A 14,735-nucleotide genomic window follows, 5' to 3' on the forward strand; every position below is an offset into this window, starting at 1 on the left:
CAAATGGGTGGCAGCTGTGCGCGGGTTCGCAGACCGGAGGATTTACACCAAGACCCGGCAGACCCGAGGGTCTCCCGCGCACAACCGCCATAAAACATTAAGCAGGCGGAGCCGGCTGCATCATGCCTGACGTTGTCTTGGTGTCAATCTTGAGGGCTGCGAAACCCATCGCTAACTTCGGTCAGCGACGGGTCGAATATAGGCGTCGGTTTTGGTGGCTGCAAACGGGGTTGTAGGACGTAAATGCCGGTTTGGGGGGATGGTTAAGACGACGTTTTGTTGATCGGCAATCGTGATATCAGAGGTTGTTTAGTGTCAGGTGGACGTTGCTTGCTGGGTTTGCGGCTGCTGCGCAGCCGGACGCAGGCTTCGCCAGCTGCTACAGGATGTGGGTGCGTTTAAAAATGCGGCAGCGTTTGGGGCGGCTTCGCTGCCCAGCGGGAGCAAGCTCCCTCGCCACAGGGGGCGGTTTCCTACACGATTTTCAGATGACCAGAAACGACAAAGCCCCGAATCATCGGGGCTTTGTGCAGTTACCAAAATCGATATCGCGGATCGTTCGACGTCACTGTCTGGCCTGCGGCGAATGCGGGTTGTGTTCAGTGTCTTTCGAGCCGAACGCTGCCCATGTCAGGACGCCAATCAGCGGCACGAACACGATCACTACGATCCACAGGAGTTTGTTGCTCGATTTGCCTTCGGCTTTTCGCACTCGGTTGATTGCCCATAGCTCGACCAGCAAAAGTACTGCTGTGAGTACGATCCAGATTGTTTCGGTTTGCATTCGCCACCCTCCTGATAGTCATTCAGTTAGGTGAATCGCTGTGGGCTGGGTTGATTAAATTTCAGGTTTTTTGGGAGGCGTGAGCGGGGTGCTCGCGATTTAGGGCTGGCAGTTCAATTGATGTTGAAGGTCAGGGCCTCTTCGCGAGCAGGCTCGCTTGTATGGTAGGACTTGAAGGGAGGAGGGGACTTCCTTTACGTTTTAAACCGCAGACATCCTTTACAGGTGAGGCACGCCGAGTTTGCTCAGGTGTTCACTCATGGCCACGCCAGCCTGACCGGCAGAGAGATTAGACCCGCCTGGGCGGCGGGTCTGGCGGGGCATCAATGCATCTTGCTGTGATCCGACATACCGAGTGCCCGAGCTTCGGCCTGCACTTCGATAATTTCCTGTTCGCCTTTGGCGTTTTTCACGGTCAGGGTCAGCGGGACTTTATCGCCTTCCTTAACCTGAGCGGTCAGATCAATCAGCATCACGTGGTAGCCATGGGGATCGAAGTTCACAGGCTTGCCTGCCGGCAGCGCGACGGACTCGACCATTCCCATTTTCATCACATCGTCTTTCATGCTCATTTGGTGAATCTGTACCGTTTTAGCCACCGGAGACTGAACGCTCAGCAGGGTGCTGTCGCTGTCGGCTTGCAGGGTCATGAAGGCGCCGGTGGACGGTTGGTCGGCAACGGTCGCGCGGACCCAGGCGTCGTGGACTTGAGTTTGCGCGGACACCTGGAAGGCCAGGCCAATCATCGACAGGCCGAGGGCCAGTTGTTTGATGCGTTTGAAGGATGTTGAAGTCATTAGCAGACCTCCATGACGGTGAGCAGGTCTTCTGCGCACTCTTGGGCGGTAAGGGACGTGGACAGTCCCAGGCGCAAAGTGCCCCGGGAGTCGAAGACGTAGCTGGTCGCGGTGTGGGAGACGGTGTAGCTCGAACCGCTGGGGACCTTTTCGAAGAACACGCCGAATTCCTTGGCGGTGGCGGCGGTCTCTTCCAGCGTGCCGTGCAGCGCCTCGAACGTCGGGTCGAATGATTTGACGTATTTGTCGAGCATCTGCGGCGTGTCGCGTTCCGGGTCCAGGGTGATGAAGATCACTTGCAGCTTTTCGCCATCGCGGCCCATCAGTTTTTTCGCTTGGGCGGCGCGTGCCAATGTGGTTGGGCACACGGCCGGGCATTGGGTGAAGCCGAAGAAAACCATCGGCATCATCCCGCGATAGCTGGTCAGCATCCGGGTTTCGCCATCGGCGTCCTTGAGCTTGAAAGTACGGCCCATGATCTTGTCGCTGAGGTCCTTGCCGTGTTTGAACGACAGTTTGCTGCTGTCATCGCAACCGGCCAGCAGGCCGAGGCTCAACAGGCTCATGCCGCGCAGGACAGTGCGACGGGTATACAACGTACTCATGGAGGGAAATCCTGTGTAGCGACGTGAAATCTGTGACGGCTGATGAATCAGACGAAAAAAGCGCGTGGATATTAACAAACTGTTGCGCCGTGCTGCGCATTGTCGGACCGGCGCGGGTTGCGGTACAGAGACAGAACCGGAAGAAAACTACGGATCAGTAGCCATCACGCGATCCTTGTAACAGCTGCCGAGCCTGCGAGGCTGCGTTCGGCGGCGCAGCAGTCGTAAACCCTGAGTGCACGGTGGGCCTGACACACCGCATTGACTGATTTCACGACGGCTTCGTCCGAACGCGGCCCGCACCGAACGCAGCCTCGCAGGCTCGGCAGCTGCTACAAGGCCGGCGTTGTGGCTGGCAGGGTGCGGACACATTCCAGATACATGAGTGCGCTTTCATGGGTCCAACACCACAATGAGAGCATTGCCATGTACCGCAAATTGCAGCAAGCCGCCCGATTCCTCAGTCAGAGCGGGCGTTTGATGGTCGGCGTCCCTGACTACGACAACTACGTCGCGCAAATGGCGCTCAAACACCCGGACCAGCCGGTCATGAGCCATTCGATGTTTATTCGTGAGCGTCAGGAGGCCCGCTACGGCGGCAAGCAATGCACGACGCGTTGCTGCTGAACGCCTCTGTGAACGCCGCGATCAGCACAATGTCCTCGCTATCGCGTTTCGACTGCTAAGCTTCGACGTTGCAGCGTCCGAGCCTTCCCGGGCGTGGGCGTTGCACAAGGGCAAGGAGTACGACTTCAGTATCAATTCCACTTCAAAAGAGGTGGCGAGCGATTGTCGGTATCCTGCACGGAGGCAGGCAATGGTGATCAAGCACGTAAGCAATTCGAGTGCCGAGGGTGTCCCCGAGCCACTTGATCGTGAAGAAATGGAGCGGGTGCTCGCGCAGCTGTTGTCCAGCCCGGTGTTTGCCAAGTCCCGGCGGATGGGCGATCTGCTGCGCTATCTGCTCGAGCATGACCTTCAATCTCCGGGCATTGCGCTCACCGAGCACGCTATCGGCTTGGCGGTGTTTCGCCGTGATCCGGCGATTTACTGCACCGGCGACGATCCGGTGGTGCGCGTGCAGGTGGGGCGGCTGCGACGCAAACTCGCGACCCATTACACCACCACCGGTCAGCAAGACCCGGTACGCCTGAGCATTCCGGCCGGGTGCTATCGACTTGCTTATCAACGACTCCGGCCCAAAGCGATCGCGACGCGCCATCCGGTGTTGCAGATTCAGCCGTTTACCTGCATCACTCGCGACGGCGATGACTTTGCCCGGGGCTTGTGTGAAGAGCTGAGCTGCCGGCTGTTCGAGTCGTTCGAGCAGACGCAAAGCCATGGCAACCACGTGTTGATGAAGGTGTCGCGCAACAGCGTCAAAGCCTCGGACCTTGTGCGGGTCGGGCGCGGCAATTACTCACTGGAGGGCAGCGTACGGGTTGAATCGACCCGGGTCCGGGCCTCGGTGCGCCTGATTGATGTCGCTCAGGGGCGGATTCGCTGGTCAGAACAGTTTGATCGCAATCGACCTTACGGCATCGCCACTCAGGAAGATCTGGCGGAATCCATCTGCCAGTCGTTGACGGGGTATTTCGCCCGGGGCGGCGGTGACGCTTGAGTAGACGGGGCAACCGCAACGTTGCCCCGGACAGGACAGTTATATCGTTTTCCATGCACCAGCTTCATAGAGTCGGGTTGCATCGTTAACGAAGGTCAAGTCGATCTCGACGGCTTTGGAACGCGAGGTGCTGAACATGGTACTGGTCTGCACGTTCTGTTCGAACCAGACGAGCACCGTTTCGACCGGGGTCAACACGGTGTTGCCGGTCACCACTTGTGCTGTTGCCACGTAGATGGGGGTGCTGACCTGATTGCCATCGATGCCGGTGGACAACTGATTGATACCGGGGTGGATCGGACCGTATTCGTTGTCCAGGGTGATCGAGACTGTGGGGCCACCGGTGACCGCCTGACCCAACAGCCCGGAGTCGGCGAGTACTGACTTTTGCCCCAGGCCGATATTAACGATATTGGTCGAGACTTTAACCGCGACGTTCGCCTGAAAGTTGTTGGAGCCGAACAATTGATATTGCGGCGTCCAGCTGAAGTCGTTGCTGCTCAGGTATTGAACATAGGACTGCCAGACCACATTGTAGTCCTCGGTACCGACCTTTTTCGCAAAGCACAGCTTGTAGCCAGACTTCTTCAGCAGGGTCAGGTCTTCGGCGGCGATTTCGATCGTGACTGACTTTTGGGTCGCGGCCAGGGTCGACGTCAGGACCTTGCTGTAGTCGGTGGTTTTCAAAGCCGTCGAAGCGCCCAGGATCGATTTGACAGCTTCTTGCACATCATTTTGAAGTTGCAGGCTTTTACTGCTCACTGCGGCTAATTTGCTCATGGTTTTCCTATTCCTTGGTGTGGTGTGTCGGGCAGTCAATGGCCCTTTGAGCTCATTGACGGCTTCACTGTAGGCGGGCGGTGCAGGGCGGCGAAGTGTCTTGGCGTTACAGTCAGAGGGCTTATGAACACTGTTCCTGCCCTGCAGGTAACAGCGTGCGTAACGGCGGTGTATCAACTGATGAAACAGCGGGGCGGCCGTTTGACCGCCCTGCCGTGGCCTCAGTGCGCCGGCGCACTCACCGTTGCGTCAGCAAAGGTAAAGTTCCAGCTGTTACGTTTGCCTTTGGCGACCTCGATCAGCTTGTTCTCGAACACGGTGTGATTGACCAGGCCGGTGTAGGTCATTTTTCGGCTAGCATTGGTTCCGGTCACTTCAACCGGTTTACCGCCGGACTCGACCATGGCCTTTTTCAGATCGGCTTCCGACGGGACGCTGCTCTGATTCTTCTCAACAATGACGAAACTCATGGTGTCACCTCTTCCGTGATGGGGGGATCGGCGGGCAGCAAGACCGAAAGTCCGTGCCTGCACACCGAAGGCACTACTCTATTGGCCTGCCGAAGCCCGCAGAAGTGACAACACGGTCGGTAAGGTAACAGCGGGGATATCGTCGGAATCAGCCACGTAACAGTGGCGTATCAACCAATGTTGGCGCGCATTCCCCAGCACTCGCGTCACTGCGCAATGAAATCGCGAATCACCTGAATGGGCGTCACCCCGGCCAGGGCCGGGAGGCTGAGTGCAAGCAACAAGGAAGCGGTCAGCAGGGTGCGCAGCATGACGGTGTCTCCAGGGTACACGTGGAAAGTGGCGTACCTGAAGCAGCGTAGACCGCTTTACGAGGGCATCGGCCTTAAGGCACGTGCTTTTCCATGGTCGCCTTCAGCGCCTCAGTCACCAGTGCCGTCACAATCGGTTCTGAAGTCGAGCGCATCTCTGCACCGACGGTGGCTAGCTGTGCTTTTACTTTTTCCACGTAGGGTGAGGCCGGCCCATCAGCGACGAGCGATGACAGTTCTTCTTCAGAGAACGACTTTTCATAGGCCCGCGCCAGGTTCTCGTCCCATTCCGGCTGATACTTGGGCAGCAATGCGGTGATTTCCTCGGGCACGATGCGCCTGGCATCGTCAGCCCCCAGTTTCTTGGCGATCACCGAGTAGGAGACTGTTCCCTGCGCCGTCGACAGTGCAAGGGCCGGGAGATTGCTGCCCATGTGGGCTTTGGCGACGAGGGTGCGGGCTTCATTCAGTGCGGGGGTATCCACAGAGGCTGAATCTGAAAAGGTGAATAACAGGGTCAAGGCGAATAACAGGGTCAAGGCGATAGCGGCAGAGGAAATTCGATGCACGTTTGGGCTCCATGGGTGAGGGCAGAAACAAGGGCATCAGAACAGCGTAGCCCAGGCTCATCGCGCCACCATTGGTTTAATCAATAGTTACCATCAAGGAACGCAAGTTCTGTTTTTTCGCCAAGGGAGGAGGATAGCCACATACCGAATTCGCCCTTGAAGGAACCTGCGCGATGAGAATGTCAACCTTGCTGGCTTTTATCGCCGTATTCACCGGCAGTGTCGCCGCGACTGTGCCGGCTTACGCGGCTGACCCGTCTTGCCATTTCCTACCGATCGCCGACAGCGCAACCAGCCTGCAGCATGCCCAATCGGTAGGCGTGCTCTACAGCGAAAATACCCTCAACACCCTCCAATACCTTGAGCAGTACCATGCGGTTGCGGTGAACGGCGCGAAGAATCCGCAGCTGGATTCGCGCATCAGCAACGCCTTCGTTAACAGTTCCGATCCGAAGCTTGCGATCAATTGGCTCATGGGCTCGCTGCAAAAACAGTTCGGCTCGGTGACGGTCTACGACAATCTCGACGCACTGGTGCAAGCCCGTCCCGACGTAGTGGTGATGCTGGACACCTACAGCCGTCTGGTGTCCAAGCGCAATAATCAGGTCGAAGCGCGCTTCATGGCCAAGTTCTACGATGCAAACCTGCAGTACATCGGCCAGGCCGAAGGCTCACGCGCACAGCAAATGCCTTCGGTCTGGGTGCATGGCAAAGCGGCGCCGGAGATTGCTGCGCAAATCGACCAGCAAACCGAGTCGCAAGTGAGCGCGCTGAAGCAATTTGATGCTTCGCTGAAGGCGTTGGTGAAGTCGGGCAGTGTGGCGCACGTTGCCAGTAACTGACGCAGCTCCCGCGTTCAAGCCTGGGTTGTCATCACCGATTGCTACGCCGCGCCACCCCGGCCACGCTGACCGGGGTGAGAGGGCGTCCGACAACCGCTTCAGCCTGGGAAATAACGCTGTGTACGCCCGGGATCGACAGGGTTTCACCAAGTTCAAGCGCTGCGATCAGCACGAAGCCGCCCAGTAGCAAACCGCTTGTTTTTATCAAAAGGTTCATTTGCCAGGTCCTCGCACAAAGTTCTTCGGCAAAGCATCGCCGGGGAGGTCTTTCAAGTCGATTTTCTGCGCATTCGTTGAGTTGTTAAAGGTGAAATCGTCAGCGGCAACCTCGTCGCCAGTCTTCCAGTTACTGAACTGAATGCTGTACTGCGGCCCGCCCGCGACCTGTTTTGAGGTGATGACATAGCGGCAAGGGTAAGGACGCTCGCCTTGGGCGATCCAGATCTGCCAATCCACTGCTTTGCTTCTGAACGCCAGGTGATCGCACTCGACGCCTCCGATGACGCCACTGCCCAAGTCCTTTATGTTGGTCACGCCCTTCATCAACGAATCTTGAGGGTTGGACACGAACAGGTCGGCGCCGGCCAAAGGTCGGTCGTACTTTTCCCTTAACTCATCAATCAAATGATCTAGTGTGCCGGGCACAGCCACTTGCGTATACGTGTTGGTGTTTTTGCCGAACAAGGTCAGGGTGGTGCCGTCAAACAGCATTTCCATATCTACAAAACCACCTGATCGCGTGTTGCGCATCTTGTCGGGGCGGCTGATGACAGTCGTGCCGGAAGCGGCCAGCGCAAGGTTCTGTTTTTCTTTGGTGATGACTTCAAAGTTTGTGTCGTAGTTGAACGATAGGTTTTTTTGCGCGGTCAGGTAGTCGGACATGCTCTTGAGTAAATTTTTTGCGTACGCCTCATCGGCATGGGCGGCGTTCGGAATGCTCAATCCCACTATTAATGCCAATCCGGCGCCAGCGAAGCGGATTGTCGAAGAGTCGATTAACTGTCGGGCGATCTTGTCCATGGAAGTTCACCGCTGTGAGAATACCGGATTGCCCGGTGTGGACTTACAACGTTAGTCCCATCACACACGCAATGAATGACCACTCATCCGAGCTGATTTTTTAGCGCATAGGCCCGAGTCATTTAAGGCAATTCATCAAGTGACTGACAGCCTCTGCTTCAACAGCCCCGTCGGCGCCACCTTCGGCAAAAACCGCGCAACTCGCGGAGTCGTCGCCTTTCGTGTAGCGGTAGACCGCGATCACGCTGCCCGGCCCGCCGCCGGTGTGTCCGCTCAAGACCAGCCCGCCCTCGACCGCGCCTTGCATCAGGCCCAGGGCATAGCCAGGCGCAACCCAGGGGCGCCCGCTCATTGGCCCGCCGAGCACGCGGGCCGTTTGCATCTCCCGCAGTAACGACAACGGCAGGGTCTGGCCGGCCAGTAGACGATCCAGACAAAGCGCGGCTTCATCCAGCGGGCCGACCAACAGGCCGTGATACACCCAGCCCGGGTCGTACGCTTGCGCAGCGCCCATGGTCACGCCCTTCAGATCGGTTCGCGTCGTGGCCAAGCGCACACGTGACAAACCGAGGGGTGAAAAAACCAGTCGGGTCAGCGCCTCTTCCAGCGCAAGCCCCGTCAGGCGCTCGATGAACCTGGCCACGTACAGGTAACCCACGTTCGAATACCGCCAGCCGTCGCCGGGTGGGTAGCGCAATCGGGTCGCCTCCAGGCGTCGCAACATGTCATCGGCGGGCCACGGTGTTTCGTTGCGCGCCACGGCGGTGTGGTACTCCGCCAACTCCCCATAATCGGCCAACCCCGCTTCATGACGCAGCACTTGGCGCAGGGTGAACGGTCCTTCCGGCAGCGTATCGTCCAGATCAGCCAGGCCATCACGCACCAGCGACAGGGCGGCGGCGCAGAGCACGGTCTTGGTAAAACTCCACCAGGGAACCGTCACATCAGACTGTGCAGGCGTGAGCGGTGAACCGTTTGAGACAAGGGCAAATGGCATGGGTGATGGCTGCTCTGGACGAAGGTGCCGTGGGAGTGTGCCAGAAACGCCCAATTGTGTTTTATCGGCGGCTTGGATAATCTCGCATAAACCCGCAATATCAGGCAAAAACATGCACGATCAGCACGCCGCAGCCGAGCTACCGTCGGTGCGCCGGCAAAAAATCCTCCTGCTCCTTGAGCGCGACGGCAAGGTCATGGCCTCCGAGCTGAGTCAGCATTTTGCCGTTTCCGAAGACACCATTCGCCGCGACCTGTCCGAACTCGCGACCGCAGGGTTGGTGCAACGGGTGCATGGCGGTGCGTTGCCGCGACCGAAAGACACGGGCAAGGATTTCTTCACCCGGGTCGGTGAAACCGATGAGGTGAAAACGCAGCTGGCACAACTCGCCGCGCGCCGGGTGCAGGATGGCCAGATTGTGATGTTCGATTCAGGCAGCACAACGCTGCAGATCGCGCGGTCGCTGCCCTCGGACATTGCCATCACGGCCATTACTGCGTCGCCAATGATCGCTGTCGCCTTGGCCGAATACACAGGCATCAAAGTGATCCTTGCCGGTGGGCAACTCAATCGCGCGACGATGTCGGCCAGCGGGCATGAAACCCTTCGGCTGATCGAGGGCATCAAGGCTGATCTGCTGTTCATCGGCATCTGTGCGATTCACCCGGAAGTCGGCATCAGCTCACTGCATTTCGATGAGGTGCCGGTGAAGCAGGCGATGATCGACAACGCGTCGCACGTGGTGGCCGTGACCACGACGGACAAACTGGGCGCGGTGGAGCCGTTCGTTGTTGCGCCGTGCAATCGCATCCATGCGCTGATCACCGAGCAACAGGTGGCTTCGGGCAACATTGAGGATTACCAGAGGTTGGGCATTGAGGTGATTCAGGTAGACGCCTGAGCTCAACCATGTCCCAGAGCAATCGCAAACGACACAACGATGAAGCAGGCAAAGGCAAAATTCAGGTTCATGAAGTTGTCGTCCGACGTATTCGAGATGTCGCCATCTTGAATACGTCGGAGGAAAATAAAAAATTCGGCTTCGTGATGTGAATGATCGAAGGAATTGATACCTGCTGCCTGCGCTTACAGCACGCCTCCTAAACCAGATACTTGCGAAACCACGCGATCGTACGGTCCCACGCCAGTTTAGCGGCGGCCTCATCGTAGCGAGGTGTCGAGTCGTTATGAAAACCATGGTTGGTGCCCGGATAAATATAGGCCTCATAGGTTTTACCGGCGGCTTTCAACGCTGATTCGTACGCCGGCCATCCGTCATTGATGCCCTTGTCCAGCTCGCCGTAATGCAGCAGCAATGGCGCCTGGATTCTGGGCACATCCTCAGCCTTCGGCTGGCGGCCATAAAAAGGCACGGCTGCCGCCAATTCCGGATACGCCACGGCCGCCGCGTTGGACACACCCCCTCCGTAGCAGAAGCCGGTGATGCCGACTTTTCCTGTGGTCGCGTCGTTTTTCGATAGCCACTCGATAGCGGCGAAAAAATCATTCATGAGCTTTTCCGGATCGACCTTCGCCTGTAGCTCGCGGCCCTTATCATCGTTGCCGGGGTAGCCGCCGACCGAACTCAGACCGTCAGGGGCGAGGGCGATGAACCCGGCTTTGGCGACGCGTCGGGCGACGTCTTCGATGTACGGATTAAGCCCGCGGTTTTCATGCACCACCACCACCGCTGGCACTTTGCCGGTAGCTTTGGCCGGGCGCACCAGATAGCCGCGCACATTGCCGTGGCCCTTGGGTGAGGGGTAGGTGATGTACTCGGCGATGATATCCGGGTCGGTAAACTCGACCTGTTCGGCGAGCGCATAGTTGGGGTTCAGGGACGCGAGCAGTGCGCTGGCAGTCAAACCGCCCAGGGCGAACAACGCTGCGCGATCAAGAAACTCTCGGCGGTTGATCTTGCCATGGACGTAGTAATCGTAGAGTTCGAGCAGTTCGGGGGCGAAATCTTTGGCGGTGAGACGTTCCATCGGGGCGCTTCCCGTTTGATCAGGATTTGAATCAGTAAAGCAGCGTTTGTCGCACAACCCGGACAATTCGTCCGGGTTGTGGCAAACAGTGGACGTACGGGCTAATGCCCACCCACCACCATGTGACTGAACGGCGCCACATACGCCTGCAACGTCACCAACCCACCGACCAGAATCGCCAGCACAATGGAGTGGAAGAACACATACCGCAGAATTTCCCCTTCATGCCCGTACCAGCGCGTCGCCGTGGACGCCACCACAATCGACTGCGCGTCGACCATTTTGCCCATGACCCCGCCAGAGCTGTTCGCCGCCGCCATCAGCACCGGGCTGATCCCCAGTTGTTCGGCGGTCACCCGTTGCAAGCCGCCGAACAGCACGTTGGAGGCCGTGTCGGAGCCGGTCAAGGCCACGCCGAGCCAGCCGAGGAGGGTGCCGAACATAGGGTAGAAAATACCGGTCGCGGCGAAGGCCAGGCCCATGGTGGCGTCCAGTCCCGAGTAGCGCGTGAGGTAACCCAAGGCCAGCATCGCCACAATGGTGATGAGCGAGTAGCGCACCACCCACAGCGTTCGCAGGTAATGGCGTACCAGTTGCGGGATCGAGTAGCCCATCAGCAGCCCGCCGAGGATGGCTGACAGCAAGATGCCGCTGCCGGTGGCGGTGAACCAGGTGAACTTGTAGATCGCGTCCTCGGTTTTAGGCGCCGGCACCACCGGCGGTACTTTTTCAACCTGCTGGTGCAGGGTGGTAAAGGTCACGATCGGGGCAAAGATCGGGTTCGCTTCGCGCATCGGTTTGCCTTGCGGGTCGAGCTTGGCCGAGCTGGTTGCCGGATCGATCGCCGGGCGGGTATCGAACAAGTTTTTGAAGCTCTGAGTGCCCCAGGCGAAGACGAAAACCGTGAGGATGATCCACGGCATCCACGCGCGCATTACCGCCGGTTTGGCCTCGTTGGAAAAGGTCGCGCTGGCCTCGGTTGTGTGCTGATGCTCCTCGTCGATTTTGGAGTTGTCGACGCGCCCGGACAAGGCGGCCGAGGTGTGCACCGTAGCGGGCTTCCAGACCCTGAGGAAACCCGTCAGGCAGGCCATGGAAATCAGCGCGGCGATCACGTCCACGAGCATCGGGCCGTGGTAGTTGGACACCAGGAATTGCGGTACCGCGAAGCTGACCCCGGCCACGAGGATCGCAGGCCAGATTTCCAGCATTTTGCGCCAGCCGGCGAAGGCCCAGATCAACCAGAACGGCACGAGTACCGAGAAGAAGGGCAGCTGGCGACCGACCATCATCGACAGCTCCATTTCATCCAGCCCGGTCACTTTGGCCAAGGTAATGATCGGCGTGCCCAGTGCGCCGAACGCAACAGGTGCGGTATTGGCGATCAAGGCCAGGCCGGAGGCGGCCAAAGGCGAGAAGCCGAGCCCGATCAGGATCGCACCGGTCACCGCCACCGGCGTACCGAAACCGGCCGCGCCTTCAAAAAACGCACCGAAGCAGAAGGCGATCAGCAGCAATTGCAGGCGTCGGTCGTCGGTGATGCGCGCCAGGGAATCCTGCAACACTTTGAACGAGCCGTTCTCAGTGGTCAGTCGGTGCAGGAAGATAATGTTGAGTACGATCCAGCCAATTGGCAGCAAGCCGTTGGCAGCGCCGAATAACGCCGCCGAGCCGGCCATGTTCGCCGGCATGCCGAAAGCCAGGATCGCGATCAGCAAGGCAGACGCCAGTGCGAGCAACGCCGCCATGTGCGCCTTGATGTGGAAAAACGCCAGGGAGGCCAGCATCACCACCACCGGCACGGCTGCCATGAGGGTTGAAATGACCGGATTACCGAAGGGATCGTAGACTTGTTGCCAAACCATGTTCCACCTCTGCTTTTTATTGTCGGTAGTGCAGGCCCCGGGCGGGGTTGGTGGAAAGGAGTATAGGTGGCATTACGCCGCTGACTCGGGGAGGTTCGTTACCGCTGAAAGGTGCCGTGCCGGGCAATGATCCCGGGCGAACTTCTACTACGCTCAGAAAGGATGACTGACCCGATCCATTCACCACGAGTGGGAGACAGCGATGACTGAACGCCATAAGGAACACAAGGAGACGCTATCCAACGGATGCTCGATCACGGTCACAGCCGAGATACTGAAAGACGGCTCCTTGAAAATGCTGATCGGTGTGTACCGGCCGGACGGCTCGGTGATTGAAGAGGACCACAATCCGTCCCCGCATCTGCTGGACTTCGAGGAAGCGGTGGACTGGGCCATCGAAAAAGCCAAAACCGTCGGCAACAGTCAGCAAACGTTGTAAGAGCGGCTTATCACCGCTCTGATCATCGTCCTTATTGCGTACCGAACATGGCCGTCCAGTAGATCCCCGCATCGCTCTTCGGATCCACTGCGTAAGCCGCGCCGAGCTCACGGAACTGTGGATTCATCAGGTTGGCGCAATGACCGGGGCTGGCCAGCCAGCCGTCAACCACCTTGCGCACGGTGTCTTGCCCGGCGGCAATGTTCTCGCCGATCTGCTGAAAGTTGTAACCCGCCAGTTCTGCGCGATCACCGGGCATGTGGCCGTCGCGGTCCTTGTGATCAAAGTAATTGCCGTTGGCCATGGCCCGGGAGTGGGTTTCGGCGGCTGACGCCAATAGGGCGTTCCACGCCAGCGGTGTGGTCGCGGCAAACGCCTGGCCGCCGCACTGACGCGGTTGGGTGCGCGCGGCGTTGAGCTCGACCAACAGCTTCTGGCCTTCAGCGGCAGCATCGCCCTGACGCGCGGGCAACAGGGGACGGGCGAGCACAATACGCCAATCGCTGCCTTGGCGGCTGACACCGATGTCGATGAATTTCGGGTCCAGCACGACCTGACAGAAGCTTTCCTGCACCGCCATCATCGCCGCTTGCGCATCACGCGGGCCGGTCAGGGTAATCGCTTGCACATTGAACATCGGATACGACGCACGCACCATGGCCTGCTGCAAGTCGACCGGCCCGCTGGCGGGCAATACCAGGCGCGAATCGCTATTCAGCGGTGGCAACTCCGGCGAGACCTGACCGGCGCAACGCTGCGCCAGGCTGCGAAAGGCGTTGATCGAGTCGGTCAGCTGCGTTTCCTCGGACGCCATGGCCGTAGTGGCAAGCACCAGACCCAGCGATAACCCTGAAAAGCGCATTGCGGTTGATAAGACGTGCATGAAAACCCCCTTGAACGGACTGCGCCCATGATGCGCGAACTCCCCCCGTACAAGGCAATGGCTTTTTGCAGTTTGTGACTCAGTAGCTGACATGATTTGGCTACTACACTAAGCCGACGCCTCCCAGAGTGTTTGCGCCATGCTCGTCAAATGGATCGCCGCGGCTCTCGCCGTTTCACTGCTCACCGGTCAGGCTATTGCGGACGATCAACAACAAAAAAAGGACGTGGCGGAAGACAAGGCACAGGTGCTTGAACAGAAGGCGGCCGAGAAGGGCAGCAACGTCTCAGTACCTAAGTCCCAGGCCATCACCCCGTCCGAAGTCCAGGCTGTCGACCCGGCCGGCAAGTCTCCATTGGACGATGCGATTACTTGCATGGCCCGCTCCATTTACTGGGAAGCCAAAGGCGAGAACTTGGCTGATATGGAAGCGGTGGCCAACGTGGTGATGAACCGTCTCGGCCACGAAGGTTTTCCTGACACCGTGTGCGGGGTGGTCAAGCAGGGCTCCGAAACCAAAAGCTGCCAGTTTTCCTGGTGGTGCGACGGGCGCCCGGACAGGGTCCAGGAAGAAACTCAATATGAGTTGGCCAAGGAAATCGCGCGCAAGGCACTGAACAAGCAGTTGCCGGATCGCACCGGTGGCGCGATGTACTTCCATGACAAGACGGTGAAGCCTGTCTGGGCCAAGAAGTACATCAAAACGGCGAGTATCGGCTTGTTTGTGTTCTACAAGCCGTACGATGGGTCGGCGAAGTAGGTCG

Annotated in this window: 19 protein-coding genes; 7 read left to right on the forward strand and 12 right to left on the reverse strand. The window is 58.6% G+C overall.

What is annotated here, in order from left to right; all coding sequences use genetic code 11:
• Window positions 1-565: 565 nt before the first annotated feature.
• From ACWGZX_RS25910 to ACWGZX_RS25920, 3 genes are all read right to left on the reverse strand, one after another.
• Window positions 566-784 (reverse strand): PLD nuclease N-terminal domain-containing protein, encoded by a 219-nt coding sequence (locus ACWGZX_RS25910; protein ID WP_452626018.1) that lies wholly within the window; start codon window positions 782-784, stop codon window positions 566-568.
• 323 nt (window positions 785-1,107) lie between these two features.
• Complete coding sequence (locus tag ACWGZX_RS25915) at window positions 1,108-1,581, reverse strand: copper chaperone PCu(A)C (RefSeq protein ID WP_452626019.1); 474 nt, start codon at window positions 1,579-1,581, stop codon at window positions 1,108-1,110.
• Window positions 1,581-2,186, reverse strand: coding sequence for an SCO family protein (locus ACWGZX_RS25920; protein WP_452626020.1), 606 nt, complete (start codon window positions 2,184-2,186; stop codon window positions 1,581-1,583). Before ACWGZX_RS25920 ends, ACWGZX_RS25915 begins: the two co-directional genes overlap by 1 nt.
• A gap of 426 nt (window positions 2,187-2,612) precedes the next feature.
• Here ACWGZX_RS25920 and ACWGZX_RS25925 point away from each other — a divergent pair, with 426 nt between their 5' ends.
• Together ACWGZX_RS25925 and ACWGZX_RS25930 are read left to right on the forward strand one after the other, a co-directional pair.
• Window positions 2,613-2,813, forward strand: a complete 201-nt coding sequence (locus ACWGZX_RS25925) for a YbdD/YjiX family protein (protein WP_452626021.1) — start codon at window positions 2,613-2,615, stop codon at window positions 2,811-2,813.
• A gap of 190 nt (window positions 2,814-3,003) precedes the next feature.
• On the forward strand, window positions 3,004-3,807 hold the full coding sequence (locus ACWGZX_RS25930; protein ID WP_452626022.1) for a hypothetical protein: 804 nt from the start codon (window positions 3,004-3,006) through the stop codon (window positions 3,805-3,807).
• A gap of 39 nt (window positions 3,808-3,846) precedes the next feature.
• On the opposite strand, the gene ACWGZX_RS25935 is transcribed toward ACWGZX_RS25930, so the two are convergent.
• From ACWGZX_RS25935 to ACWGZX_RS25945, 3 genes are all read right to left on the reverse strand, one after another.
• Window positions 3,847-4,587, reverse strand: a complete 741-nt coding sequence (locus tag ACWGZX_RS25935) for a hypothetical protein (RefSeq protein ID WP_452626023.1) — start codon at window positions 4,585-4,587, stop codon at window positions 3,847-3,849.
• Window positions 4,588-4,808: 221 nt separating this feature from the next.
• Entirely contained in the window at window positions 4,809-5,057 is a 249-nt protein-coding gene (locus ACWGZX_RS25940) for a hypothetical protein (RefSeq protein ID WP_452626024.1), read from the reverse strand.
• A gap of 385 nt (window positions 5,058-5,442) precedes the next feature.
• Complete coding sequence (locus ACWGZX_RS25945; RefSeq protein WP_452626025.1) at window positions 5,443-5,937, reverse strand: hypothetical protein; 495 nt, start codon at window positions 5,935-5,937, stop codon at window positions 5,443-5,445.
• A 173-nt stretch (window positions 5,938-6,110) separates the two neighbouring features.
• Here ACWGZX_RS25945 and ACWGZX_RS25950 point away from each other — a divergent pair, with 173 nt between their 5' ends.
• Window positions 6,111-6,779 carry an ATPase gene (locus ACWGZX_RS25950; protein WP_452626026.1) on the forward strand — a complete coding sequence of 223 codons (669 nt, stop codon included), beginning with the start codon at window positions 6,111-6,113 and terminating at the stop codon, window positions 6,777-6,779.
• 31 nt (window positions 6,780-6,810) lie between these two features.
• On the opposite strand, the gene ACWGZX_RS25955 is transcribed toward ACWGZX_RS25950, so the two are convergent.
• The 3 genes from ACWGZX_RS25955 to ACWGZX_RS25965 all read right to left on the reverse strand — a co-directional run bounded on the left by ACWGZX_RS25955 (window position 6,811) and on the right by ACWGZX_RS25965 (window position 8,796).
• Window positions 6,811-6,996, reverse strand: a complete 186-nt coding sequence (locus tag ACWGZX_RS25955) for a hypothetical protein (protein ID WP_452626027.1) — start codon at window positions 6,994-6,996, stop codon at window positions 6,811-6,813.
• On the reverse strand, window positions 6,993-7,799 hold the full coding sequence (locus ACWGZX_RS25960) for a DUF2092 domain-containing protein (RefSeq protein WP_452626028.1): 807 nt from the start codon (window positions 7,797-7,799) through the stop codon (window positions 6,993-6,995). Before ACWGZX_RS25960 ends, ACWGZX_RS25955 begins: the two co-directional genes overlap by 4 nt.
• A 118-nt stretch (window positions 7,800-7,917) precedes the next feature.
• The gene (locus ACWGZX_RS25965) at window positions 7,918-8,796 is read right to left on the reverse strand and encodes a serine hydrolase domain-containing protein (protein WP_452626029.1); all 879 of its coding nucleotides are present in this window, start codon (window positions 8,794-8,796) and stop codon (window positions 7,918-7,920) included.
• Window positions 8,797-8,908: 112 nt separating this feature from the next.
• Here ACWGZX_RS25965 and ACWGZX_RS25970 point away from each other — a divergent pair, with 112 nt between their 5' ends.
• Both ACWGZX_RS25970 and ACWGZX_RS25975 read left to right on the forward strand, forming a co-directional pair.
• Window positions 8,909-9,697 carry a DeoR/GlpR family DNA-binding transcription regulator gene (locus ACWGZX_RS25970; RefSeq protein ID WP_452626030.1) on the forward strand — a complete coding sequence of 263 codons (789 nt, stop codon included), beginning with the start codon at window positions 8,909-8,911 and terminating at the stop codon, window positions 9,695-9,697.
• A gap of 8 nt (window positions 9,698-9,705) precedes the next feature.
• Window positions 9,706-9,849, forward strand: coding sequence for a hypothetical protein (locus tag ACWGZX_RS25975; RefSeq protein ID WP_452626031.1), 144 nt, complete (start codon window positions 9,706-9,708; stop codon window positions 9,847-9,849).
• Between the two features lie 47 nt (window positions 9,850-9,896).
• On the opposite strand, the gene yghX is transcribed toward ACWGZX_RS25975, so the two are convergent.
• Both yghX and ACWGZX_RS25985 read right to left on the reverse strand, forming a co-directional pair.
• Complete coding sequence (yghX, locus tag ACWGZX_RS25980; protein ID WP_452626032.1) at window positions 9,897-10,784, reverse strand: YghX family hydrolase; 888 nt, start codon at window positions 10,782-10,784, stop codon at window positions 9,897-9,899.
• Window positions 10,785-10,885: 101 nt separating this feature from the next.
• Window positions 10,886-12,649 carry an L-lactate permease gene (locus ACWGZX_RS25985; protein WP_452626033.1) on the reverse strand — a complete coding sequence of 588 codons (1,764 nt, stop codon included), beginning with the start codon at window positions 12,647-12,649 and terminating at the stop codon, window positions 10,886-10,888.
• Window positions 12,650-12,851: 202 nt separating this feature from the next.
• On the opposite strand from ACWGZX_RS25985, the gene ACWGZX_RS25990 reads away from it, so the two are divergent.
• Entirely contained in the window at window positions 12,852-13,088 is a 237-nt protein-coding gene (locus tag ACWGZX_RS25990; protein ID WP_452626034.1) for a hypothetical protein, read from the forward strand.
• A gap of 31 nt (window positions 13,089-13,119) precedes the next feature.
• Here the strand turns inward: ACWGZX_RS25990 and ACWGZX_RS25995 are convergent, their stop codons facing one another.
• A complete protein-coding gene (locus ACWGZX_RS25995) occupies window positions 13,120-13,971 on the reverse strand; it encodes a CAP domain-containing protein (protein ID WP_452626035.1) in 852 nt (283 codons plus the stop codon).
• Between the two features lie 139 nt (window positions 13,972-14,110).
• Here ACWGZX_RS25995 and ACWGZX_RS26000 point away from each other — a divergent pair, with 139 nt between their 5' ends.
• Window positions 14,111-14,731 (forward strand): cell wall hydrolase, encoded by a 621-nt coding sequence (locus tag ACWGZX_RS26000; RefSeq protein WP_452626036.1) that lies wholly within the window; start codon window positions 14,111-14,113, stop codon window positions 14,729-14,731.
• Window positions 14,732-14,735 lie beyond the last annotated feature (4 nt).

Source organism: Pseudomonas sp. CLCA07 (assembly GCF_053615335.1).